The organism is Enterobacteriaceae bacterium ESL0689, from assembly GCA_029433525.1.
In the GTDB taxonomy this organism is placed as follows: Bacteria; Pseudomonadota; Gammaproteobacteria; order Enterobacterales; family Enterobacteriaceae; genus JAQTIF01.
In genome coordinates this window covers 234,691-258,746 of the sequence record JAQTIF010000001.1, presented here as the reverse complement: position 1 = coordinate 258,746, position 24,056 = coordinate 234,691, and the positions used below count along the sequence as shown (strand labels likewise).

General features: G+C 50.5%; 16 protein-coding genes. 12 read left to right on the top strand and 4 right to left on the bottom strand.

Translation table 11 applies throughout. The features are described 5' to 3' along the window. The first annotated feature begins 46 nt into the window (after window positions 1–46). Genes PT300_01310 through PT300_01270 form a run of 9 tightly spaced genes read left to right on the top strand, consistent with a single transcriptional unit; the run spans window position 47 to window position 15,320 of the window. On the top strand, window positions 47–1,441 hold the full coding sequence (locus PT300_01310) for a tellurite resistance domain protein (GenBank protein ID MDF7679332.1): 1,395 nt from the start codon (window positions 47–49) through the stop codon (window positions 1,439–1,441). Window positions 1,442–1,492: 51 nt separating this feature from the next. After that, window positions 1,493–3,007, top strand: a complete 1,515-nt coding sequence (locus tag PT300_01305; GenBank protein ID MDF7679331.1) for an SrfA family protein — start codon at window positions 1,493–1,495, stop codon at window positions 3,005–3,007. Window positions 3,008–3,011: 4 nt separating this feature from the next. Then, window positions 3,012–6,083 carry a virulence factor SrfB gene (locus PT300_01300; protein ID MDF7679330.1) on the top strand — a complete coding sequence of 1,024 codons (3,072 nt, stop codon included), beginning with the start codon at window positions 3,012–3,014 and terminating at the stop codon, window positions 6,081–6,083. Next, window positions 6,083–8,782, top strand: coding sequence for a virulence factor SrfC family protein (locus PT300_01295; protein MDF7679329.1), 2,700 nt, complete (start codon window positions 6,083–6,085; stop codon window positions 8,780–8,782). The genes PT300_01300 and PT300_01295 overlap by 1 nt, the downstream gene beginning before the upstream one ends. Continuing rightward, entirely contained in the window at window positions 8,776–9,825 is a 1,050-nt protein-coding gene (locus PT300_01290; protein ID MDF7679328.1) for a hypothetical protein, read from the top strand. The genes PT300_01295 and PT300_01290 overlap by 7 nt, the downstream gene beginning before the upstream one ends. Beyond that, complete coding sequence (locus PT300_01285) at window positions 9,825–11,786, top strand: VWA domain-containing protein (GenBank protein MDF7679327.1); 1,962 nt, start codon at window positions 9,825–9,827, stop codon at window positions 11,784–11,786. The genes PT300_01290 and PT300_01285 overlap by 1 nt, the downstream gene beginning before the upstream one ends. Continuing rightward, window positions 11,786–12,499 (top strand): ATP-binding cassette domain-containing protein, encoded by a 714-nt coding sequence (locus tag PT300_01280; protein MDF7679326.1) that lies wholly within the window; start codon window positions 11,786–11,788, stop codon window positions 12,497–12,499. The genes PT300_01285 and PT300_01280 overlap by 1 nt, the downstream gene beginning before the upstream one ends. Further along, a complete protein-coding gene (locus PT300_01275; protein ID MDF7679325.1) occupies window positions 12,489–13,703 on the top strand; it encodes an FtsX-like permease family protein in 1,215 nt (404 codons plus the stop codon). Before PT300_01280 ends, PT300_01275 begins: the two co-directional genes overlap by 11 nt. Before the next feature lie 48 nt (window positions 13,704–13,751). Beyond that, window positions 13,752–15,320, top strand: a complete 1,569-nt coding sequence (locus PT300_01270; protein ID MDF7679324.1) for an SUMF1/EgtB/PvdO family nonheme iron enzyme — start codon at window positions 13,752–13,754, stop codon at window positions 15,318–15,320. A 50-nt stretch (window positions 15,321–15,370) separates the two neighbouring features. Here the strand turns inward: PT300_01270 and PT300_01265 are convergent, their stop codons facing one another. From PT300_01265 to PT300_01255, 3 genes are all read right to left on the bottom strand, one after another. Beyond that, window positions 15,371–16,072, bottom strand: a complete 702-nt coding sequence (locus PT300_01265) for a response regulator (protein ID MDF7679323.1) — start codon at window positions 16,070–16,072, stop codon at window positions 15,371–15,373. Continuing rightward, window positions 16,056–16,352 carry a hypothetical protein gene (locus tag PT300_01260; GenBank protein ID MDF7679322.1) on the bottom strand — a complete coding sequence of 99 codons (297 nt, stop codon included), beginning with the start codon at window positions 16,350–16,352 and terminating at the stop codon, window positions 16,056–16,058. The genes PT300_01265 and PT300_01260 overlap by 17 nt, the downstream gene beginning before the upstream one ends. Window positions 16,353–16,831: 479 nt before the next feature. Next, window positions 16,832–18,136 carry a sugar-specific permease SgaT/UlaA gene (locus tag PT300_01255; protein ID MDF7679321.1) on the bottom strand — a complete coding sequence of 435 codons (1,305 nt, stop codon included), beginning with the start codon at window positions 18,134–18,136 and terminating at the stop codon, window positions 16,832–16,834. 421 nt (window positions 18,137–18,557) lie between these two features. On the opposite strand from PT300_01255, the gene acnB reads away from it, so the two are divergent. The 3 genes from acnB (at window position 18,558) to cbpM (ending at window position 22,626) form a co-directional block, all read left to right on the top strand. Continuing rightward, the gene (gene acnB, locus PT300_01250; protein MDF7679320.1) at window positions 18,558–21,161 is read left to right on the top strand and encodes a bifunctional aconitate hydratase 2/2-methylisocitrate dehydratase; all 2,604 of its coding nucleotides are present in this window, start codon (window positions 18,558–18,560) and stop codon (window positions 21,159–21,161) included. 237 nt (window positions 21,162–21,398) lie between these two features. Further along, window positions 21,399–22,328 carry a curved DNA-binding protein gene (gene cbpA / locus PT300_01245; protein ID MDF7679319.1) on the top strand — a complete coding sequence of 310 codons (930 nt, stop codon included), beginning with the start codon at window positions 21,399–21,401 and terminating at the stop codon, window positions 22,326–22,328. After that, complete coding sequence (cbpM, locus tag PT300_01240; protein ID MDF7679318.1) at window positions 22,321–22,626, top strand: chaperone modulator CbpM; 306 nt, start codon at window positions 22,321–22,323, stop codon at window positions 22,624–22,626. Before cbpA ends, cbpM begins: the two co-directional genes overlap by 8 nt. A 59-nt stretch (window positions 22,627–22,685) precedes the next feature. On the opposite strand, the gene gltP is transcribed toward cbpM, so the two are convergent. Further along, complete coding sequence (gltP, locus tag PT300_01235; protein MDF7679317.1) at window positions 22,686–23,987, bottom strand: glutamate/aspartate:proton symporter GltP; 1,302 nt, start codon at window positions 23,985–23,987, stop codon at window positions 22,686–22,688. Window positions 23,988–24,056: the final 69 nt, after the last annotated feature.

Genomic DNA, 24,056 nt, shown 5'->3' with positions numbered 1-24,056 from the left:
CAACATAATGCGCCATATATCGCGTTAAAAAAATAATACTGATTCTATGCAACGTTTAAGTCGTGCCGCACATATTGATGAAGCCACACTGGCAACATATCAGGGGACGCTGGCTATCATCCAGCGCTATCTGCCACCACCGCTAGCATTTCTTTATGCGACGGTTCGTCGTAGTAGCGCAGGGGAGCTGGAATGGTGGACAGCGCGCCAGGGGCTGGCGAGATCGCTGGCGGAGTTAAGCCAGGAGGAACAGGCTGCCTTACAAAATAAACGCCAGCAGTATCAGACCGTCATTGCTGATCTTATCGATAAGCTGGATGGTATCGGTGAGGATAAATCAGCCGCCGCCTTACGTACATTGCTCAATCACTCGCAGGGACTGGATTGTTTTGATGTAGCGGGTGAGCCAGTACTGATTAACTGGAGCCCTTTATCGGAAGAGACGCCTTTTGTCAGACCGGTTAAGCCGACAACTGAACCTGTCACCCCGGCTATTGCCCCTGAAACCGCGATGGCCGCTACCCCAGCGGTTGCGCCGACTTCCCGCTGGAAACGGTGGCTTGCGCTGTTGTTATTATTGTTACTGTTGTTATTGCTGGCGCTGGCGGGATGGCTGTATTACCTGCGTCACAACACACCTGTAGCGGCCGGGCCATCAGAACCTAACATCGATATGCCAGTTATTCCTGCATTGCCGAAAATCGATGTCCCCGAAACGTTACCGCTGGATGAGGCGGGCGTCATACCGCCAGTACCGGAGGTCACAAAGCCGGTGGAGCCTCCTGAACCGGAAGTGGTAGCGCCAGTCGCACCTCCGGAGCCGGTCGCAGAGCCAGCACCTAAACCGGAGCCAAAACCGGAACCCAAACCTAAGCCCTATATTGAGCTAACTAAAGATAACCCTGAGGTGAAAATTGCCAAACGTGACAATTTTGATTTCATCAAGGTTAATCTGAAGTGGAAGCAAGGAAAGAAAAAAGAGGGGGTTGATCTGGATGTTGGTGCCATTGTACGGCTTAAAAACGGGAAAACTACCGAGATTGATGCATTAAGCGGCTGGGGAGACTATTACAGCCCCCCTTATGTTGTTTTGCCACAAGACTTGCGTGATGGGACGAATAGAACTGGCGAGTGGCTGTATGTTAATGGCAGTCACTGGCAGGAAATTGACGAGATCATGGTTCACAGCCTGGTTTATTCAGGATCAGAAAGCTGGAAAGGAACTGGTGCGACAGTCACTATCTATATTCCCGGAGAAAAACCGATCACCACTACGCTGGTGGGGAATAGTAAAGACAGCATCAGTGCCGCGATCGCGAAATTAAAAAATGTCAATGGCAGTCTTGTGGTACAGCGACTTGGGCGTACTTTCCCGGACCGAAGATCGATGTCTGATTATTACGGTTATGGTCTGCCGTGGGTCGCAGCGGAAAAAGATTAATCACTCAGTTGAAATAAAGAAATATAAGGGAAACATCACAGGGTTGAGACCATGCGAAATTCAGTTCAGGGGCCTTTATTGCGTACCGGGCATAACTCTTCATTTAAGGCGCTCGGTGAAACCGGATATCCGGTGTTCAAAATGGCTTTTCAGCTACGGGAAGCCATCCATCGTCTTGATGCCGGACACGATCTGGCGCGCCATCTGGCGGTGCCGCAAAATGATCAGGGGGGTGATCGCACGGACTGGTACAGCAGTTTTCCGGGTGATGTGATCCCGTGGAATAAAGCCAGTGAAAGTGAACAGGCTTCTGCCCGACAGCAGTTCAGTGAATTTCAGACTGCGGTACAGGCATTAAGTGAGCAGATGAGCAGCCGGCAAAATGATGCGGGCGGTGATCGTCAGGTTTTTGCCCGGTTATTAAAGCTGGTCGTCTATTTTCCGGATTATGATTTTGTTTATCTGGTCGATGGTGTGCTGGTGATCACTTTCTGGGGATTTATTCATGCCACCGATCAGCCGCGTAATCCGATGCACTGGCTGGAATCCTCTTCTGTGGTCGCAGAGAGCACCCCTGCACTGACCGAGCCTCCTCCCCAGGTCGAAGCAGAACCGGAACCAGACCCAGTTGTCGCGACACAACCCCGGCGCTGGCGCTGGTTACTATGGCTGCTGCTGGCCCTGTTATTACTGGCGCTATTGCTGCTGTTATTACGTCGCTGTGCCCCCGCGGCATTGCCGACAACCCATGACGATAGCCCCCCCTCGACACAGGTGTTGCCGCAGCCATCTGAGCATGCTGAGCCTGAGACGATAACTGCACCACCGATGGTCAGCGAGGTCAAGCCTGATCCAACGGTCACGGCGCCCGTTGTTGTCGAGCCACGGGACGATTCAGAACGGTTGATTGATCATCAGTTAACCGATCCCCGGACAACAGAGCATGAAATCCCTTCGCTGACTAATAAACCCCTTATCGGTGATGATACGCATCGCCTGGTGACTGACCCGACGGACACAACCACCACCGGGCTAAGAGATCCGGCGCTGGATCCGGCCACTACGACCACTACCGAGCTAAGGGATCCGCGGCTGGAACCGGCCACCACTACCACCGGGGTAAGAGATCCGCGCTTAAATCCTGTCACTCACCCCACCGTGACCGCACCCCGGGGAAAACCGTTGACGCTGCCTGCCACAATGCCTGAGGGCCCGGCAACGTTTCTGAATGGTCAATGGCAGATCAATGGTGGTATTCAGGATAAGCTGACCGGACATCCGTTACAACTTCAGTATGACTTTAAACAGGGTCAGGGCTCGGTCAGTCTGCGTCAATCGAATGGGGTGACCTGTTCGGGGTCAGCGAATGGCAATATTAAGCAAGGGGCGCTGAACATTACCAATGCTGAGAAAATGACCTGTAGCGATGGTTCGAGTTTCATTATACCAGTGATTAAGTGCCAGTCGCCTACGGCGAATCAAACGGATTGCGTCGGTAATAGTGGTGGGGACACGACTTTCCCTATCCAGATGTTGCAACCTACTTCTGAAACCAGGAACGAATGACACTATGTTACCTGAGATAGTCTCTTATGATCGTCAAGTCACGCTAGTGGCTGATACCGGGATCCAGTTTATGGATTTTGGTTTTACACCCGGGCGGCAGCCTGCGGGCGAATTTATCAAATTAGCCAATGGGATGCTGACGCGCCTTATTTATAACGAACAGCGTGATTACTATTTTTATCAGCCTGAAGCTGACAAAATTGAAAAGGCGAAAAGCCTGTATGATGTGCCGCTGGAGCAGAGCCTGAAGTTACTGGATGGCGTCTGGCTGCCTTTACCGCTGTTCCGCTTTATTCCACCACACAGTTATCAGGAAGGGCCGCTGAACTGGGCGCGTTTTCGTCTGATTAAGCTGGCTCAGCCTGATATCGACGGCCATAGTTACCGTATGACGCTGGCCATTGATACCCGTGTCATGGCCAAACAGCATGACACCGCCGATCTTGGCCCCAACCAGGAAGATGTTAATGCGGGGGCGATATTTGCCGTGGCAACGGCGACCTATGCACTCAACTGGTATCTGAGTCAGGAGTGGATAACAGACTGGCTGGTGGAAGTATTTAAAGAGGCGAACAAGGGGCTGGACATTGATGAACGCGAACAACAGCTCGAACAACACTTTCCCCAGGCACATTATCTCAACCTGTTGTCATTAATGGCTGTGCCGGTTGAGGGACTCCAGGCCCAGAGCCGGCCGATGATTGATCTCCCCCAATTCAGGATGATCGCGAACCGGGAAGTGAATGCGATTAAACCGATCGCTGTTGATTTGATTCTTGATGTTGGCAATTCGCGCACCTGCGGTATTCTGATTGAGGATCATGGCCAGTCTGCGGGGCCAGGATTGCAGCATAATTATGTGCTGAAACTGCGTGATCTGAGTGCGCCGGAACAGGTTTACACCGATCCGTTTGAAAGCCGGATCGAGTTTTCGCAAGCTTTTTTTGGTAAAGATCACTGTTCCGTGCGCAGTGGCCGTCACGATGCTTTCCAGTGGCCGACGATCGCCCGTATCGGTCGCGAAGCCAGCCGCTTAGCCGCTCATCGACGTGGCAGTGAAGGCTCTACCGGTCTCTCCAGTCCGAAACGCTATTTATGGGATGAGAAGTTTTATGGTCAGGGCTGGCGTTTTAATGGCAGCTATGTTCAGGACAGCAACCCGTTAGCGACAGCGGCACCTTTTGCCAGCTTAATTGACGAAAGGGGCGAGGCGCTGCATACCATTGAAGACGAGATGGATCGTATTCCGGTATTCACTCCCCGCTATTCACGTAGCTCACTGATGACCTTTATGCTCGCGGAAGTGTTAACCCATGCCATCAGCCAGATAAACAGTCCCGAGCAACGAATTCGTCAGGGTCATGCCGGAATACCACGGCAATTACGGCATATCATTCTGACCGTACCGCCAGGTTTGCCGATGGCAGAACGCTGTATTCTCAATGAAAGAATGCACCAGGCGGTAGGATTGATCTGGAAAGCCTTACGCTGGCATAGTGGTGAGAATGATCCCTATCAGGATCAACAGGACGGCCAGACGGAGACGACGCTCAAAATTCCTCTCCCTGAGATCCGTGTTGAGTGGGATGAAGCGTCCTGTGCCCAGCTCGTCTATTTATATACCGAGATCAACCAGAATTTTGCCGGTCATCCGGAGGTTTTTTTCAACACTCTGGGGCGACCGGATCGCCAGCAACGGCAAACACTGACGATTGCGTCGATCGATATTGGTGGCGGTACCACAGATCTGGTGATTTCTGATTATTGCCTCGACAGTAATGGGGTCGCTGGCGGGGGGACGAATGTACATATCATCCCGCATCAGCGCTTCCGTGACAGCCTGAAGATGGCGGGCGATGATATTTTGCTGGATGTCATTCAATGCTATGTTCTGCCCGCTTTTGAACAGGCGCTGCGTGAAGCAGGTGTCGTGTCGGTGGCGACACTGATGTCGCAACTCTGTGGTTCACAAAATATCAGCGCGGCGGAAGCGGTGTTGCGTCAGCAACTTAACTTACAACTCTTTGTGCCACTGGCGCTCTATATTTTGGGTTGTTACGAGCAATTCGATCCGCAGGATCAGCAGACGCATCTGGTTATCAATCAACACATTGATGAACTATTACCGGCGGGAAGTATCAGTGAAGAGGTCGAAGGGTTTGTTCGTCGTGAAGTCCACAAAGCGGGCGGCGAACAAACATTTAGCCTCGCGTCAATAATGCTCAATTTACCGCTCAGCCGTATCCATCATGATCTCTGTAGCGGAAAATTCAATATCGATAAGGCGCTGACCGCCCTGTGCGAAGTCTTGTCTTATTACGATTGTGATCTGCTGTTGCTGACCGGGCGTCCGTCACAATTGCCGGGGATTCAGGCGATTATTCGCCGCAATCTGCCTTTACCTGCCGGACGGATCTTAGCATTGCATGGTTATCAAACCGGCACCTGGTATCCGTTCCATAAGAATGGTCAGGTTGATGATCCGAAAAGCACCGCCTCGGTGGGGGCTATGCTGCTCCAGCTGTGTGCCAGTCATAGTATCCCTAACTTTCATTTCCACACATCAGCGTTGCGTCCATACTCGACGATTCGCCATATCGGGATCATTGATATGGATAATCTGATCCGTGATGCCGACGTGATCTACCGCAATATCAGCTCGGAAAATGGCCAGATTATCCTGCCGGTGACTGAAGATGAAAGCGGAGAGAAACACACCGATCAGATCATTATGCGTGGTGATCTGCGGCTGGGTTATCGCCAGTTAGATGCTGAACGCTGGTCAGCAGCGCCCTTATATACCTTACGTTTTAGCGAAGAAGGACGGGAAAAATTCTCCCGTGCCACCTCAACAGATAACGGTTCACCCTATCTTAAAGTCAGGCTGATGGTGGATAAAGGGATTCGCGCACGGCAGTTAGGCTTAATCAGTGATCGCCTGGCAGTGGCAGAGGTCAGCAGCAATACGGATAAATCATTTAACAAGCGGGATGTCGAACTGGAACTGAATACCCTGCCTGATACCGGGCTCATTAACAGTCAGCATTGGCTCGATAGCGGGAGTGTTAAAAAATAATGACCAATCAACAACAAGCTCTCATTCAGGGTTGGGCTGCTGTCGCCGAAGGATGTCAGCAGGCGCTTGGCTGGGTGGATACCGTCAGGGTAGGCTCCCGGCGACTGGAAAATGAGGCGGATAAACTCAATCTCAGTCTGCTACGAACCCGTAATCTGGCGACGACCCTGACAGATGTCGCAGGTACGCCGATGACCGTGGGGATCTTCGGTATCTCGCAGGCGGGTAAATCTTACTTGATTTCAGCGTTAGCCGCCGACAGCAGCGGCGGGCTGGAGGCGCTGTATGGTGACCAGCGGATCGATTTTATTCAACAGGTCAACCCGGTCGGTGGCGGGAAAGAAGCCACCGGACTGGTGACCCGTTTTACCGCCCAGGCTCCTGTCGCGCCCGCAGACTATCCTGTGCCGCTACGTCTGTTTAGCGAAATTGATCTGGCAAAAATTCTGGCGAATACCTGGTTTAATGATTTCAACCATGAGCAGTTGAGTTATCAACTGGATCAGAGCCGTATTGACGCCTGCTTACAGCCGTTCCTGCAACGCGCCACTCAGCCCACGGCAAATAATGGCGTCAGTCGTGAAGATGTGGTGGCATTGTGGGATTACCTGAATGCCTCGTTCAAAAAGTCGGTGGAAAAGCTGGAACATGCTTACTGGCCGCAGGTATTAAAAATCGCCCCCGCCCTGACCTCGGGCGAGCGGGCAGAGTTATTCTCTCTGCTCTGGGGAGAGCAACCTGCCTTAACGGAAACCTACCGTACCCTTGCCCGGGTACTGGAAAAACTCAACCATGCCAGTCTGGTTTTTGCGCCGCTGCCCACCCTGATCGATCACAGTCACGGCAGTATCATGAATGTTGACAGCATCAATCGCCTCGGTTCCGGCGAGGATCGGCAGGTTGAGATTGGCTACTGGAAGGAAGATCAGCAACTCGCACGCACCACACTGTTACAAGCGGAACTGACCGCGCTGACGGCGGAACTGATCTTTCCACTGGCAGAAGTGAGTGACGGTAGCGTCATGACGCAGATGGACTTACTCGATTTTCCCGGCTATCGTGGTCGGCTGAAAATAACCGCGCTGGAAGAGGCGGGCAGAGAGGGGCTCAACCCTATCTCACAACTTCTGTTGCGCGGCAAAGTGGCCTATCTGTTTGAACGCTATACCGATAACCAGGAGATGGATGCCCTGGTGGTCTGTGCCAGTTCAGCGAAACAGAGTGATGTGGCGGATGTTGGCCCGGTGTTAAATCGTTGGGTAGAAAAAACCCAGGGTAAAAATGCCCAGCAGCGTGAAGCGCGGCAACCCGGACTGTTCTGGGCGATTACCATGTGTGATATGCGGATCAATAACAGCCTGAAACTCAGCGAAGCGCAGTTAAAAGAGGGCTGGGAAGGCATGTTACATATGACCTTACTGGAGCGTTTTGGCCAGTACGACTGGCTGCAACAGTGGACGCCAGGCAAGCCGTTTAATAACTGCTTCCTGGTGCGTAAACCGGGGCTGGATAACCCATTCCTTACCCTCGAACCTGTCGCCGGTAGTGAAGAAAAACTCCATGAAGTGGCCTTTGCGGAACGCTATCAGGGGGTACTGGACCAGATGGGGGCCACTTTTATCAGTGGTAAAAATGTGCGCTGTCATGTCGCGGAACCGCAGATGGCATGGCAGGCGATGCTGAAGCTTAATGATGGTGGCATATCGCGCCTGACAACAGCATTACAGGGCGTGGCGCACCTCGATTTTAAATTGCAGCATCTGCATGCGCAGCTGCTCCAGTATCGCGAAGAGATAGGCGAACAGAAACTGGGTCGCTGGTATGAACGGGATGGTGATGGTCAGCAAGCCCGAAAACAGGAGATCGCCAAAGTGCTATGGCAGAGCCTGTCGGAAAATACCCATAATATTGGTGAATTGATCTACCGCCTGGCATTACCGGTGCACGAACTGGATAATATTTATCTCAGTATTCGCGATCAGCAGCAGACATCGCCTACCACAGAAGATGCCCCAGCGCAGCCGTTACTGGCGGCCAATCCGTTTGGTGCCAACCCCTTCGCGCAAGAGGCCACCCGCAGCGCGGAAACCGACACCGCCTCTGCGATGGGGGCAACGGTACTGCCACCAGGCAGCAGCCTGGATGATGAATTTGCTCATCAGGTCTTTACCGCATGGATTGCCCATCTGCGCGAGCTGGCGCAACAGGGTGCCTACTGGGCTCCCCCCGGTCTTTCAGCTGAATCGCTGAATTTACTGAGTGAAGAGTTGATTACCGCTGCCAGCCGTCAGGATCTGGAAAACACCCTGAGACAGGTGCTGGCAGGTCAGCAGCAGATCAATACCCGACGTGAACAATTAATGGCTCGTCAGGTGCTGCGCGCACAGCTGACGATCAGTGATTTTATTGCCTGGTTTGGTTATCTCACCCTGCCAGCCGAACAGATCCCCGCCAGTTATCTCGGTGATAAAGAAAAAGTGTTTAGCAAAAAAATGGCGCTGACCAGCGATGGCTTGCCACAGTTGCCGTCTGTCGCCGCCACCCCAGGGATCGCCTACATTGGCGACTGGGTCTCGGCATTGATGACCCAAATCCTTAACAATGCGGGCCACAGTGCGACGCGCGATATCTCCTTCGAACAGAATCGCCAGCTGGGTCAAATCATCAGTCATCTGAAACAAGAGAGCGTGTCATGCTAGCGAAAATCATTGCCTGTCAGCCAGCAATACCGGGAACTGCACAATTGATGATTCGCCTGCGTGGCGATCAAAGTATTCTGCCGGATCTGACATTTACCCTCGGTAATAATGAACAAAACTATCTGCAGCCGGACGGTAGCTGGAGCACCGCCCAGCACTGGTTTAAGATCAGCGGTGGTTATCCACTGGACAAAGGCACCGGTTTTCGTATTGGTGCTGTGGTGCTTGATCCGTTACTGGCGAATACCAGCCAGGTACAGATTCAGGTCGCGCTGCCGAGCGGAGAAACACGCAATACCACAGTGCAACTGGCGCGTGATGAATTGCTGTCATCCGATGCGATCGGTTGTACTGACGACTATGGTAGCAGCGGTGAATTAAAGGTATCTGAGCCGGTGGTGCCGGTGGCGGCAGAACCGGTATTACCGCCTGAGCCTGTCCCACCTGTTGAGCCGATGGTGACAGAACCTGCGCCGTTAATCGTCGAAACCCCAGAGCCGGTTGCCGAAGCAGAACCGGTGGTGGAACAAACAGCGCCACGATCACGTAAACCCCTGATCCTTGTTTTTCTGCTGTTACTGCTACTGTTGCTTGTGGGGGGGGCGTTATGGTGGTTTTGGGGACATCATCCAAAAGAAAGCATCGCCCCTGTGGTCAACACCCCACCCCCCGCAGCCGAGACAGAGCAGCCAGTGGTGACGGAATGCTCCTCTGCGAATCTCGATAAACTCAGCGAAATGGAGTTTGTCCAGCTGTGTGTCCAGCAAAAAATGGACAGTGACAAACTGCTGGCGATCATCAGCGAGGCGAAAAAGGCGAAAAAATGTGGTGTGGCACAACGTCTGTATGCGAACCGTGCCCAGGGGGGAGACAGTCAGGTGGCGCTCGCTTATGCCGGTGAATATGACCCTAAAGATCATCAGCCCAGCGACTGTTTTAACGCGCCGGACGCTGACACTGCGGCGTACTGGTATGAAACGGTATTGCAATTCGATCCTGAAAATCAAAAGGCCAAACAACGTCTTGAGGAGTTACGTAAATGATGAAGAGATCGCGCTGTCTGGCACTGTCTGTATGCGGTCTGTTGTGCGCCAGCTATGCGCTGGCGGCGGATGGCGATAAGCCGCTTCTTCAGGAAGGGAAAAAGACTTTATATCAGCGGGTGTTAACCACTCCGGGTTGCAAGCTGGCGAAAAATGCCGGTGATGAAGAGGGAGAGCTACAACCTGCGTTTAGTCGGTTGTATGTCTATCAAAAAGCCGATGCCAATGGTAAAAGCTGGCTCCAGGTCGGCCCGGACAGTTACGGTAAAATCAGCGGCTGGTTGCCACAGGCGTGCACCGTTGACTGGAAAATGCAGTTAACCCTGGCCTTCACCAATCCGGCGAATCGTGATCGCTTGCTGTTTTTTAAAGAGAAAAAAAGCCTTGATACGATCCTGGCAGCCGCTGATCCGGTATCGATTGTCGCCCCGCTGCGTGCCAGACTCAAACGTGAAGGACTCGTCGAAGGGGTCGTGGCGCAGGAGCCGGAATATTTTGTTGATCTGCAAAAACAGTTTTATCTGTTACCGATTCTGAGTGGTGAGGAGGTGATGACGGAAAATGGTTTCTACACCCGTCTGCTTAACGTCGCCTCCGTGAGCAAGGTGGCGGAACCGGATAAAGATAAAAAAAATGATGATGTTAATCAGCTCAAGGGTTTTAAAGCGTCAGTGGTCTTTGTTATCGATTCGACGATCTCAATGGGACCTTATATTGAACGCACCAAACAAGCGGTTAATAAAATCTACGACAAAATAAAACAAGAGAACCTGCAAAACCAGGTCAAGTTTGGTTTGATCTCTTTCCGCTCTAATACCAAAGCGGTGCCTGGGCTTGAATATACCACCAGAACGTATGTCGATCCGAATAAAGTGAAAGATGGCGCCGATTTTCTCCATCAGGTCGCTGCGCTGAAAGAGGCGAAGGTCTCCAGCTCGCTGTACGATGAAGACGCCTATGCGGGTGTGCTGTCAGCGATTGACACCATCGACTGGAACGCTTTTGGCGCCCGCTACATCGTGCTGATTACCGATGCTGGCGCAATCGAAGGGAGCAATAAACTGTCGTCTACCGGGCTGGATGCGAAGCAACTTCGTCTGGAGGCTGGCAACCGGGGTATCGCTATCTATACGCTGCACCTGAAAACAGCATCCGGTAAAGATGATCATGCTAAAGCGGAAGAGCAGTACCGTGATCTGTCCGTTTTTGACAGCACGCAATCCAGCCTTTATCAGGCGGTGGATGCTGGCGATCTGAACGTTTTTGGTCGGCAAGTGGATACCCTCGCCTCGGCGATTACCGCCCAGGTTAAAGCTGCCTATATGGGAGAAAGTGCGATTGGCAGTGCCATCTATGCCAAAGACGAGGGTAAAAAGCTGACTTCCGAGCAGAAATTATTACAGGATACCGCACTGATTGGTCATGCGATGCAGTTAGCTTATCTGGGGAAACAAAATAATACGCAAGCGCCACAGGTTTTTCAGGCCTGGATCAGCGATCGTGATCTGATTAAACAGAATATTCCGGTGACCGATGTTCGCGTGCTATTAACCAAAGGTCAGTTAAGTGATTTGAGCGATGTGATCAGTCAGATCCTGCAGGCGGCAAATGAAGGCATCATTTCACCGACGAAAATGTTCGATCAACTGCGTGCCGTCGCCGCGACGATGGGCGCTGATCCCAATCAACTGAAACAGAAGGATCAGGCTAAAATCGGTGATCTTGGCGTATTAGGCGAATATCTTGCGGATCTGCCCTACCGCAGTGATGTGCTTAATCTTGATGAGGACACCTGGAAGAGCTGGGATGGTTTATCTCAGGAGAAATTTATCCGTACCCTGTCAACCAAGCTGCGTTACTACCAGAAATATAATGCCGATGTTGACCGTTGGGTGCCACTGGCGAAAGACAGTGACGCCCGTGACCGGGTTTACCCGGTACCACTGGAAATGATGCCCTGATGTTACAGATTAATCAGCTGCACGTTATCCGTGGCAGCGGGCCACAGGCTCACCATGTCTGGCTGCCGCAACTGGAGTTACAGCCCGGTCAGGTGATTGCGGTGACCGGGGAAAGCGGCTGTGGCAAAAGCACACTACTGGAGGCGATAGGATTATTGCTACGCCCGGCGACGGTGGAGCGTTTCCTGTTAGATGACACGCAGCAACAACAGGATGTGGCCGCGCTGATCAGGTCGAATCAACAGGCAGAACTGGCCGCTATTCGGGCGCGCCAGTTGGGTTTTGTCCTGCAAAATGGGGGCTTGCTACCCTATCTGACCGTGCGCGATAACATCCAGTTGCCTGGCCAGTTGCTGAATATGGCCGTGGATAAACAACGGCTCGACAGAGTGATTGAGCGCTTAAAACTGGCGCCTTTGCTGACGCGATATCCGGCACAACTCTCGTTTGGTGAACGGCAACGCACGGCATTTGCCCGTGCTGTTGCTCATCACCCTTGTCTGGTTCTGGCCGATGAGCCGACCGCCGCCCTCGATCCTCACAACGCTCGGCAACTCTTCAGTCTGTTTATCGATCTGGTGAAACAGGAGGGCATGATGGCGCTGGTGGTATGTCATGACTGGCCGCTGGTACAGCGTTTTAATTTACCGTGCCTGACTGCCCGTTTTAACCACGCAGAGTCCACGTCAGGGGGAACTTATTTTGTCCTGTAAACCTATTTTGTTGCCAGCCCGGCTGGCGCTGCAGGATCTCTGGCATGATCGGATTATCTCGTTTTGTATCATCTCCTCGCTGGTGGCGGTCATTGCGCCGCTGTTGTTGCTGTTCGGTCTGCGCTTTGGGATCGTCAGCCAGTTGCAGGAGGCGCTGGCTCGCGATCCGCGTAACCTGGAGATCCGTATGCTCAGTAGCGGGAGCTATCCAGCTGAGTGGATTGAGCAATTACGCCAACGGCCTGATGTCGGATTTGTGATCGGTCAAACCCGCTCCCTGAATACGCTGGCTGACTTACAGAGTGATAGCAGCCATTTTATTGAAAATGTTGAAGTTATCCCGACCGCAGCAGGCGATCCCTTGCTGGAAAAGCTGACTATCGCGCGTCATGATGAGGTGATCCTGACCCAGGAGGCCGCGCGTAAACTGGCGGTCAAAGTAGGCAGTACAATCACCTTGCGGGTCAGCCGCCAGCTAAAAAATCGTCAGGAATGGGGGCGTAAATCGCTGACAGTAAAGGGAATACTGCCTGCCATCTATTTTAACCGTGCCGCTATTTTTACTCAGCCTGACTTACTGATGATGCTGGAACATTTCCGGGATGGTGATATCAGCCCTGAACTTGGTATCACCAGTGGGAATCGTCCGGATGGTAAACCGCCGCGCTACGCACGTGCCCGGCTCTATGCCAGCGATATCGATCAGGTGGCGGCGCTGGAGAATGATTTACGCAGCTGGCATATCGAAACCGCCAGCCGACTGGCCGATATTGAGAATGTAAAAAGTATCAACCGGGTGCTGGGGGTGATCTTTAACATTATTGCTGGCACGGCACTGGTGGGGTGTATTGCCTCGCTGGCCGGGTCATTTATTGCCAATGTGGATCGTAAACGTAAGCATATTGCGGTGCTGCGCCTGCTGGGATTCACCCGCTCGTCGGTTGTCTGGTATGTGCTGTTTCAGGGCGCTATGCTCAGTCTGGTGGCTTATATCGGGGGTTACAGCCTCTATCTTCTCGCCAGTCAGATTTTTAATCATTCACTGGCGACCAGTCAGGCGACAGATCATATGCTATGTAAAATGACCCCTGTACATGGCCTGATGGCGATGGTGTTGACACTGATCATCGCACTGCTGGTCGCCGGTATCGGTGCCTGGCGGGCGATTAATATTGAACCGGCGCAAAGCCTGCGTGAAGTGTAAGCCCGCTGTGGACATGCGGGTTAATTTGTTGATTGACGGAGATTATTTGTGACTATTACTCCCTCTTTATTATCTTGCGGGTTAATTGTCAGCCTGCTGGCTGGCCTGTCATCCGTGCAGGCTGCATCCTGGGATGTAAAAACCTGGAATCCTAAACCTGCGGATGACGATATCATCCTGCCCATGCCTTGCGAAGGGGCGATGGCCTTTCGTCAGGTTGTCATTCCCGCCTCAGATCCGCTGGATGATCTGCCGGTTAAATTAGGCCAGGACGGTGGCGACTGGGGGGTTGTTGAACACAGCTACCCGGCTTTTATCGCAGGCAGTTTCAGCCAGCAGAAAGGAAAAGGGCGTTACTATCTGATAGGTAAATATGCGCTGACCACGCTGCAATATCAGGCACTGATGGCTGGGGAGTGTCCCACACCATCGCGTCAGCTCAGTACGCCAGCAACCGGCATGAGCTGGTTTGATGCGATCAATGCCACAGATAAATATAACCAGTGGTTACGTACCCATGCGCTGGATAAGCTGCCAAAAGAGGATGGCAATCCTGGTTTTGTCCGCCTGCCGACCGAAGCTGAATGGGAATTTGCCGCTCGTGGTGGCTTGAAAGTGAACAGTGCGGAGTTTCGCGATATCCATTACCCTATGGATGAAATGACCAACTATGAATGGTTTGCTGGCGCGCAATCTTCCAATGGCAAGCTACAGCTTATTGGCCTGCTTAAGCCAAATCCGCTCGGTCTGTATGATATGCTAGGAAATGTCTCCGAGATGATGTTTACCCCTTTTTATCTCAATAAACTCAATCGGCTACATGGCCAGGCCGGGGGATTTGTGGTTCGTGGTGGTAATTTTCAGTCGCAACAGGCGGGGATCCGTAGCGCGGCGCGTGAAGAGATTAATTACTATCATGAGGCGACCCCGACAAGCAGTAAAACAACCGGTTTACGCTTAGTGCTGGTCGCGCCGACGATTACGTCGGCAAACAGGGCAAAACAGCTGGAAAAGAGCTGGCAACAGCTGGGAAATGACAGTCAGAAAGAGACACAAAAGGGCGATGAAACGGAAAATAACACCGTGAAAGCGCTGGGTGATCTGGCTTCTGATGTTGGGGATGAAGCACTGAAGCAAAAACTGAAAGATCTGGAAAATCAGTTGCGCGCCAGTAACCAGAGCCAGCAGGAAGAACGGGCACAATCAATCCGTGCCAGCCTCAATCTTGGTTCTTTTCTCTGTACCAAACTGCAGGACGATGGCCGCTTCCTCGATTTTTTACAGCAAAATTATGCTGCACTGTGTAAGGATAAAGAGGCCAGTGATGCGAACTGCATCAGCCGCAAAGCAAAACTGGGGGAGAGTGCTGACCGGCTCCAGCAACTGACCAGCTACTATGCCAGCAGCCTGGTTGATGCCGCCACGCTGTATGGCCAGGAAGGACTGCAGCATGAAGTCAGTGTATTTGATCAAATGCTGACGCTGAATAAGCGGCTGACTGCGCTGAAGCCCTTCCTTGTGGCTCACTGGCAGAATCAGCAAAAATATATGCAAAATGGTAAAATTGATATGCCAGCCTGGCTGGAAAACTGCAAGCAGGTATCAGAGAGTCACTAATTAATGCTGGTGGCACGCTGTTGCCTGACAAACAGCCGCGTGCCGGGAATCTAATGGGTATCCATTTTTCCCGTTAAACGGTATATCCTTTCTGGCCTGCCGACTGCGCCATAAACAATATGTGCCTCCAGCATTCTTATTTGTTTACAATATTCGAGATACCGCCGGGCAGTAGATTTACTGATCCCTATACATTTACCCAGACTTCCAGCACTATGTTCAGTCTGCTGACCATGAAACGCAGCACAAACCTGTAGTAAGGTTAATTTATCAATACCTTTCGGGTAGGATAAGCCATTTTCATGATAATGATTTAAATTAGCATGAAATAATTTATCAATATCCTGCTGCTGCCACTGGTGATGATTATATTGATGGCTGTAAATCAGGTAATTAGTCAGTGATTCATTGAGCCGATCGATCATGAAAGGTTTGATCAGATAATCAAAAACACCGTGACGGAATGCTATTTTAATCGTATCAATATCATTAGCGGCAGTAATCAATATAACATCGATTGAGGGATGAGATATTCGTAAATATTTCAGTAGATCGATACCTTTACCATCCGGTAAAAAATTATCAAGAAACAGCAAATCGGGTTTTAATGCGGCAATGATCACTTTCGCTTGCTGAATGGTATTGGCATTGCCCAGTAAGCGATATGAATGATTATGCTTAATAAAATTTTCAATGAAAAACAACATGTTAGCATCATCTTCCACTACAATGGCATTAATTAGATTCTTCATTTTTAATCCTTTTTTCCATGTGCAGGCTATTTACTGGATTGCTGATGAGGATGTAAATGGAGAAAACAGTGCCTGAATTATTTGCCACAGGCGCAATAATACCCGTACCATTCACACGTGTTAAAAGAGAATGAACAAAATAATATTTTTTTTCGTAGATTGCTTTTTTTACCGCATTATCTTCTGAGCAGATAATAAGAGAGTAAATAACAATACAGTATTGACAGAAAGTTTGCGCCTTTGTGGTATTAGTCCATGTGACCAGCATAGTGTTTGTCATTCATAATGATTGTCTCCACCAATATTACATATCATTGATTAATGTTCTCATCTATCAGAATTGCTTCAGAACTCGACAGGCGTAGCCAGGTACTTTATCTGCTTGCGCACATTGCGGTTTCTCCGCGCAGTCGGTGCCTGGTATGCCGACGGGACAGGCTTTTATCTGGCAGTATCAGGAGAAATACAGATAGTGACGACTCAAGTACCCATTGCACAAGACTTCGACAGCTTATCACAGGTATCATGGTGATAACATCTGAATTTAGAACCTGGCCCATCAGGCTATTTTACTTGCCATTTTGGCCCTGGGCAGTGCTCGAAATCCTCACGTTACCTGTACGCTGCGGTTTCTCCGCGCTGTTCGTGTCCAAACTGGCTGCGCCAATAACGCCTGCTGGGCCAGGCTCTTAATCATGACAAAATAGATGAATACTGTCCAGAATGGACAGTATTCATATTAGCGATGAGGACGTTGTTTTAGCGGAATAATGACAGGATACCATTTAATGTATTGCCTAACAGGGTAAAATCTGTTGTCGAATACACGGTGGGTGAATCCACTCCGGCATCCTGTAGCGGCTGAAAGAGCAAAGCAGAACCGGCTGTTGAAATAATGCCACAGATAACCGAGCCGATTATTGCGCCTCGTATTCCGCCTGTCGCATTACCGATAATCGCCGAACCCCCTCCGCTGGCAAACGTAAACAACAGACTAGGAATGATGACCGGATACCCGAGGAAAGGTAAGGCGATCATGGTCAGAAAACCGCTCAGCGTACAGCATACAAAGCCGATAAAAACCGCATTAGAGGAGTAGGGAAACAAGGAAAAAATCTCAACCGCCGGAATAGAGTTCTTGACGATCTTATTGCTGATCCCTTTGAATGCGGGCATTAATTGTTCAATAAACATACTTACACCACGTGTCAGGACGTAGACACCGGCAGCGAACATCCCCGCCTGTTTGAACAGATAAATGACAATGTTGAAATTATGTCCACGATTTGCGACGCTTCCCTGAATATTTTCTGTTCCAGCAATGAGGGTAGAAATAACAAAAAATAACAGCATTAATAAAAAGGTTGAAACTTGTTTATCTTTCAGGAAACCAATGCTGTTTGGAATAGAGATGGATTCAATATCATTTTTCTTATTACCAAACATTTTCCCCAGCAAGCCCGCCAGGAAATAGCTGATTGAGCCGAACTGACCGATAGAAAAATCACCTGATTTTCGTAGCTCATCACATTTTTTTATCTCTCGACAATATTTCATTAACATTGCGGGTGAAATCACACACCAGCACCCAGTGATAACTGTCGCGATAAAGGCCGAGGTGTAAATTGAATATTGATGTAGCATACAAATAATCGTCAGGCAGCTGACCATGAAAAAGATATGGTGGCCTGAGAGGACAATAAATTTTAATGGTGTAAGGCGCGCCAGAAGAATATTTAATAACATCGCGCCAATCAACCCAATGGCAATTGCTGAGGTATATACATGCCCCAGCTTTTGCATTGCTTCAACCACCACCACTTCATTACTCGGAATAACGCCATTGATGCTGAATGCCGAGACAAATATTTTTGAAAAGCTCTTCAGCGCGGGTGAGATCATCAGGCTTGCGCCAGCAAACAGTAATGTAAATCCTAAATAAGTTTTTACTGCGGAAACAATGATATCGTTAAAACTTTTCTTTAATGCAATATTACCGACGATAGTAAAGATACTGACCAGAATGGAAGCATCCTGTAATAAACCAACGATGAATTGCAACACAATGATTACTCCCTCTGAAAATAATAAGCTGATAACCATGAATACTGTATGGTAAAAGAATACCCATCCGTATGATGTAATTCACATAATCAGATAAATTTAAAGATTTTAATTATTTTAAAAATCTTAATTAACAAACGCTTGCCAACATAGGGAGCAATATCTATTTTATTTCCATTTAAATTGTAGTGATAATGTTATCATCCTGTCTGATAACCCGATGTGAAGATAGCAAGTTATTTTCTGAAAAACAAATGTTGCAACAGAATCACGATGCATGTTGACGGAATGACTATGTAACTGGCATGAATTGATTCTGTTACTAATGATGGGTTTTATCAGCAAAAAATATGATAAAGAAGGTGCGGGTCGGGAGTGTGTTCAACGCTTGTTTTAATCATTAAAAAAGGAGAAGACAACAATGTTGAAGCAATATCGTCAGCAGATGGCTGAGCGTGCCGCAATGGGGATTGTGGCCAGGCCGCTGGATGCCAGTCAGATGACCGGGCTGGTTGAGCTGTTAAAACAACCGCCCGTGGGCGAAGAAGCACTCCTGTTAGATTTATTAATCAACCGTGTGCCCGCCGGTGTCGATGAGGCTGCTCAGGTGAAGGCCCATTTCCTTGCGGCGATCGCCAGCAGTGATGTCGTCTCACCTCTGGTCACGCCGGAAAAAGCCATTGAAATATTGGGTACTATGCAGGGAGGTTATAATATTCAGCCACTGATTGCCGCGCTGGATGACAGACATCTGGCACCGATTGCGGCAAAGGCACTTTGCCACACACTGCTGATGTTTGATAACTTTGGCGATGTAGAAGCAAAAATGCAGGCAGGTAATCAATACGCCAGACAGGTTATGCAATCCTGGGCTGATGCGGAGTGGTTTCTGAGTCGCCCCCCGCTGGCGGAAAAAATCACCATGACCATCTTTAAGGTATCGGGTGAAACCAATACCGATGATCTCTCACCGGCCCCTGATGCCTGGTCACGCCCGGATATCCCTTTGCATGCGCTGGCGATGCTGAAAAACGCCCGAGAAGGTATTGAGCCGGACGAGCCTGGGGTGATCGGGCCAGTCAGACAAATTGAGGCACTGAAGCAAAAAGGCTTCCCGCTGGTTTATGTCGGCGATGTGGTGGGAACCGGATCGTCGCGTAAATCTGCCACCAATTCTGTATTGTGGTTTATGGGCAATGATATTGCCTGCGTACCGAATAAGCGCAGTGGCGGTGTGGTACTGGGAGGCAAAATCGCGCCCATTTTCTTCAATACCCTCGAGGATGCTGGCACGTTACCGATCGAGGTGGATGTCAGTGCGCTGAACATGGGAGATGTTATTGATATTTATCCCTATAAAGGCGAAATACGTGATCATGATAGCGATACGCAACTGGCAACATTCAGATTGAAAACCGATGTGCTGCTCGATGAGGTACGTGCCGGAGGGCGTATTCCGCTGATTATCGGTCGCGGGCTGACCGCGAAAGCGCGTACCGCTTTGGGGCTCACCGCCAGTGAGGTATTCCGTCAGGCAAACGCGGTCGCGGAAAGTGACAAGGGTTATACACTGGCGCAGAAAATAGTAGGGCGTGCCTGCGGTGTCGCCGGTATCCGTCCCGGCATGTATTGTGAACCGAAAATGACGTCTGTAGGTTCACAGGATACGACAGGCCCGATGACCCGTGATGAACTGAAAGACCTGGCTTGCCTCGGCTTTTCGGCTGATCTGGTCATGCAATCCTTTTGCCACACCGCGGCTTATCCCAAGCCGGTTGATGTCACCACGCATCATACCTTGCCTGATTTTTTTATGCATCGTGGTGGTATTGCGCTGCGTCCGGGCGATGGCGTGATCCACTCCTGGCTTAACCGGATGCTGTTGCCGGATACCCTCGGTACCGGGGGAGATTCACACACCCGCTTTCCGATCGGCCTCTCTTTCCCGGCAGGATCTGGCCTGGTGGCCTTTGCGGCAGCGACTGGCGTCATGCCACTGGATATGCCGGAATCGGTACTGGTACGCTTCAAAGGCCAGATGCAGCCTGGGATAACGCTACGTGACCTGGTACACGCCATTCCGCTCTATGCCATCAGACAGGGGTTGCTGACGGTTGAAAAGAAGGGGAAAAAGAATATCTTTTCTGGCCGTATCCTGGAAATTGAGGGCTTGCCTGAGCTGAAAGTAGAACAGGCGTTTGAACTGACAGATGCTTCCGCTGAACGCTCTGCGGCGGGCTGCACAATCAGGTTAAATCAGGCATCCATCACGGAATATCTCAGCTCAAATCGGGTACTACTGAAGTGGATGATTGCAGAAGGGTATGGTGATCGCCACGCCCTGGAGCGCCGGATCACAGCGATGGAAAAATGGCTGGCAGATCCGCAATTGCTGCAAGCGGATGCGGATGCACAATATGCTGCGGTCATTGATATTGATCTGACGGAGATCAAAGAGCCATTTCTCTGTGCGCCCAACGATCCCGACGACGTCCGTCCACTCTCTGAGATCGAGGGCACGAAGATTGATGAAGTTTTTATCGGCTCCTGCATGACCCATATCGGCCATTTCCGTGTTGCAGGTAAACTGCTGGATAACCATCAGGGTGCGCTACCGGTCAGGCTCTGGCTGGCACCCCCCACCCGTATGGATGCGGCGCAACTTACTGAAGAAGGGTATTATCGTATCTTTGGTCAGCGTGGTGCCCGGGTTGAAATTCCCGGCTGTTCGTTGTGTATGGGGAATCAGGCTCGGGTTGCTGATGGGGCAACGGTGGTGTCTACCTCTACCCGTAATTTTCCTGATCGTTTAGGTACTAACGCCAGGGTTTATCTGGCTTCGGCGGAACTGGCAGCGGTTGCTGCGTTGCTGGGGAGATTGCCGACACTGGCAGAATATCATGCGGTTATCTCTGCAGCAGGCAACACCGGACAACAGACGGGTCAATATCTGAATTTCGATAAGCTTAATCAGTATACGGAAAAAGCCGATCGCGTGATTTTCCATACGGCAGTATCCGGTTAAGCGGTGTTATCATTTCGTCGCAGGATAGCGGGCTGGGCTGATATTAGCCGTGGGACGAGGCGGTAATCGTTGGGTGCAAAGGGTTTAATAACTGGCTGGCATCCAACGTAAAATTATGCTGTTAATGCCAATTAGCACAATTTTTCGCGATATTCCTCCCACAGACATCGTCATTTTGCCCTAAGATTAGTAATGAAAACAGCGACCATCGCCTCACACCCAAAATGAGATAATATCATGCAATTAAAGGATTATTATGCCATTCTCGGGGTCAAACCGACAGACGATTTAAAAACCATCAAGACAGCTTATCGTCGTCTGGCGCGTAAATATCACCCCGATGTCAGCACTGAAGCCAATGCTGAAGCGCAATTTAAAGATATCGCTGAAGCCTGGGAAGTATTAAAAGATGACCAGCGACGTGCAGAATATGACCAGCTCTGGGCTCACCGTAACGATCCGCACTTTGGCCATCAGCAGCAATCTCAATCCTATGAACACAGTTATAATCAGCAGGATTTTGACGATATCTTCTCATCAATGTTTGGCCAGCAGGCACACCATACCAGACGTCAGCGTGCTGTACGTGGCCATGATGTGGAAATTGAAGTGGGCGTATTCCTCGAAGAAACCCTCGCCACCCAGACCCGTACTATCAGTTATAACCTGCCGGTGTATAACGCTTTCGGCATGGTCGAGAAAGAAATACCCAAAACGCTGAATGTGAAAATTCCGGCCGGTGTCACGGATGGCCAGCGTATTCGTCTGAAAGGCCAGGGTACGCCGGGAGAAAATGGTGGCCCGAATGGCGACTTGTGGCTGATTATCCATATCGCGCCTCACCCGTTATTTGATGTTGTGGGTCATAATCTGGAAATTGTCCTGCCACTGGCACCGTGGGAAGCTGCATTGGGTACGAAGGTGACAGTACCAACACTGAAAGAGAGTATTCGGCTGACCATTCCGGCAGGGAGCCAGGCGGGGCAGCGTCTACGAATCAAAGGAAAAGGGCTGGTAAATAAAAACACCACCGGTGATTTATATGCGGTTATCCGGATTGTGATGCCGCCTAAGCCCAATGAAAAAGCCAGCGAACTCTGGCGACAGCTAGCTGATGTGGAGTCGGGTTTCGAGCCACGTAAAGAATGGGGAAAGCGTAATGACTAGCATGACCGTGACATTAACGATACCGGAGTTTTGTTTACATACCGGCGTTTCTGAAGAAGATTTGCAGGAGATCGTTGGTCTGGGGGTCGTTGAGCCGACGCCACCGCAGGGTGAAATCTGGTTATTTGACGATCACGCGGTGATCGTGGTGACACGTGCGGTTCGTCTGCGCCGGGAACTGGAACTGGACTGGCCCGGTATTGCTGTCGCCCTGACGCTACTTGATGAAAATGCGCGTCTCCATCGTGAGAATCGGCTATTACAGCAGCAACTGGCTCGCTTTCTGACCCATAATTAACTCATTATCCACTGCCAGCGTATCACTGGCAGTGGATAACCCTGAAACACTATCCTCCGTTAGTCCGCTTTGCCCAGCACTTCACGCTCATAAGCCAGCGCTTTTTTATGGTCAAACTTATGTTCCCAGCGCGCGATAATCAGCGCCGCCAGTGCATTACCGACAACATTCAACGCGGTACGCGCCATATCGAGGATACGATCAACACCGGCAATAAATGCCAGACCTTCCAGCGGAATACCCACACTGCCTAGTGTTGCTAACAGCACCACAAAAGAGACGCCGGGGACTCCGGCGATGCCTTTCGACGTCACCATCAGGGTCAGTACCAGCGTAATTTCCTGCCACAGTGACAGATCAATACCATATAACTGGGCGATAAAGATCGCCGCAATACTCTGGTATAGCGTCGAACCATCAAGATTAAAGGAGTAACCCGTTGGTACGACAAAGCTGGTAATCGATGCCGGTGCGCCGTAAGCCTCCATCTTCTCAATAATACGTGGCAAGACGCTTTCAGAACTGGCGGTGGTGTAGGCGAGGATCAACTCTTCTTTCAGAATACGGATTAGTGTCCAGATATTCAGCCCCCCTATCCGTGCCACGATCCCCAGTACCACCAGCGCGAACAGTAAAATGGCGAAATAGACCAGTATCACCAGTTTAGCCAGCGGCAGCAAAGAGGTAAAACCAAAGGTCGCTACGGTAGTTGCGATTAATGCAAATACGCCGATTGGCGCGTAGCGCATCACCATATGAGTGACTTTAAACATGGTTTCAGAAATGGAACGGAAAACAGTAACCAGCGGCTCACGATGCGTAGCGGGTAATGAAGATAACCCCAGGCCGAACAGCACCGAGAAAAAGATAATGGGCAGCATATCGCCTTTTGCCATCGAGGCGACAATATTGGTAGGCACCAGTGACAGAATTGTTCCTACCAGACCATGACTATGACTGGCCACTTCTGCGGTGGTGCTTTGATATTTTGAAATATCGACTACCGCCAGTTGCGTCATATCGATACCGCTTCCTGGCTGAAAGAGATTAGCCAGCGTGATCCCGAGAATAATCGCCACTGTGGTGATCACTTCAAAATAGATAATCGTTTTGGCACCGATGCGCCCTAACTGTTTGGCATCGCCGACGCCCGCTATCCCAACCACCAGCGTAGAAATGACAATAGGGACGACGATCATTTTGATCAAATGAATAAAAATATCACCTGCTGGTGTCAGTAAACTGGTCACCAGCCAGTCACGATTTTCGGCATGATAGTGCAGGTAACTTCCCAGAATAATACCCAATACCAAAGCCAGCAATATTTGCCAGCCCAGGCTGACGGTTGTTTTTTTTGTCACGACAAACTTCCTTCATAAAAGGCGCCCTTGTTGTGAGTGATACAGTTCATCACAAGGGTTATGAATTGT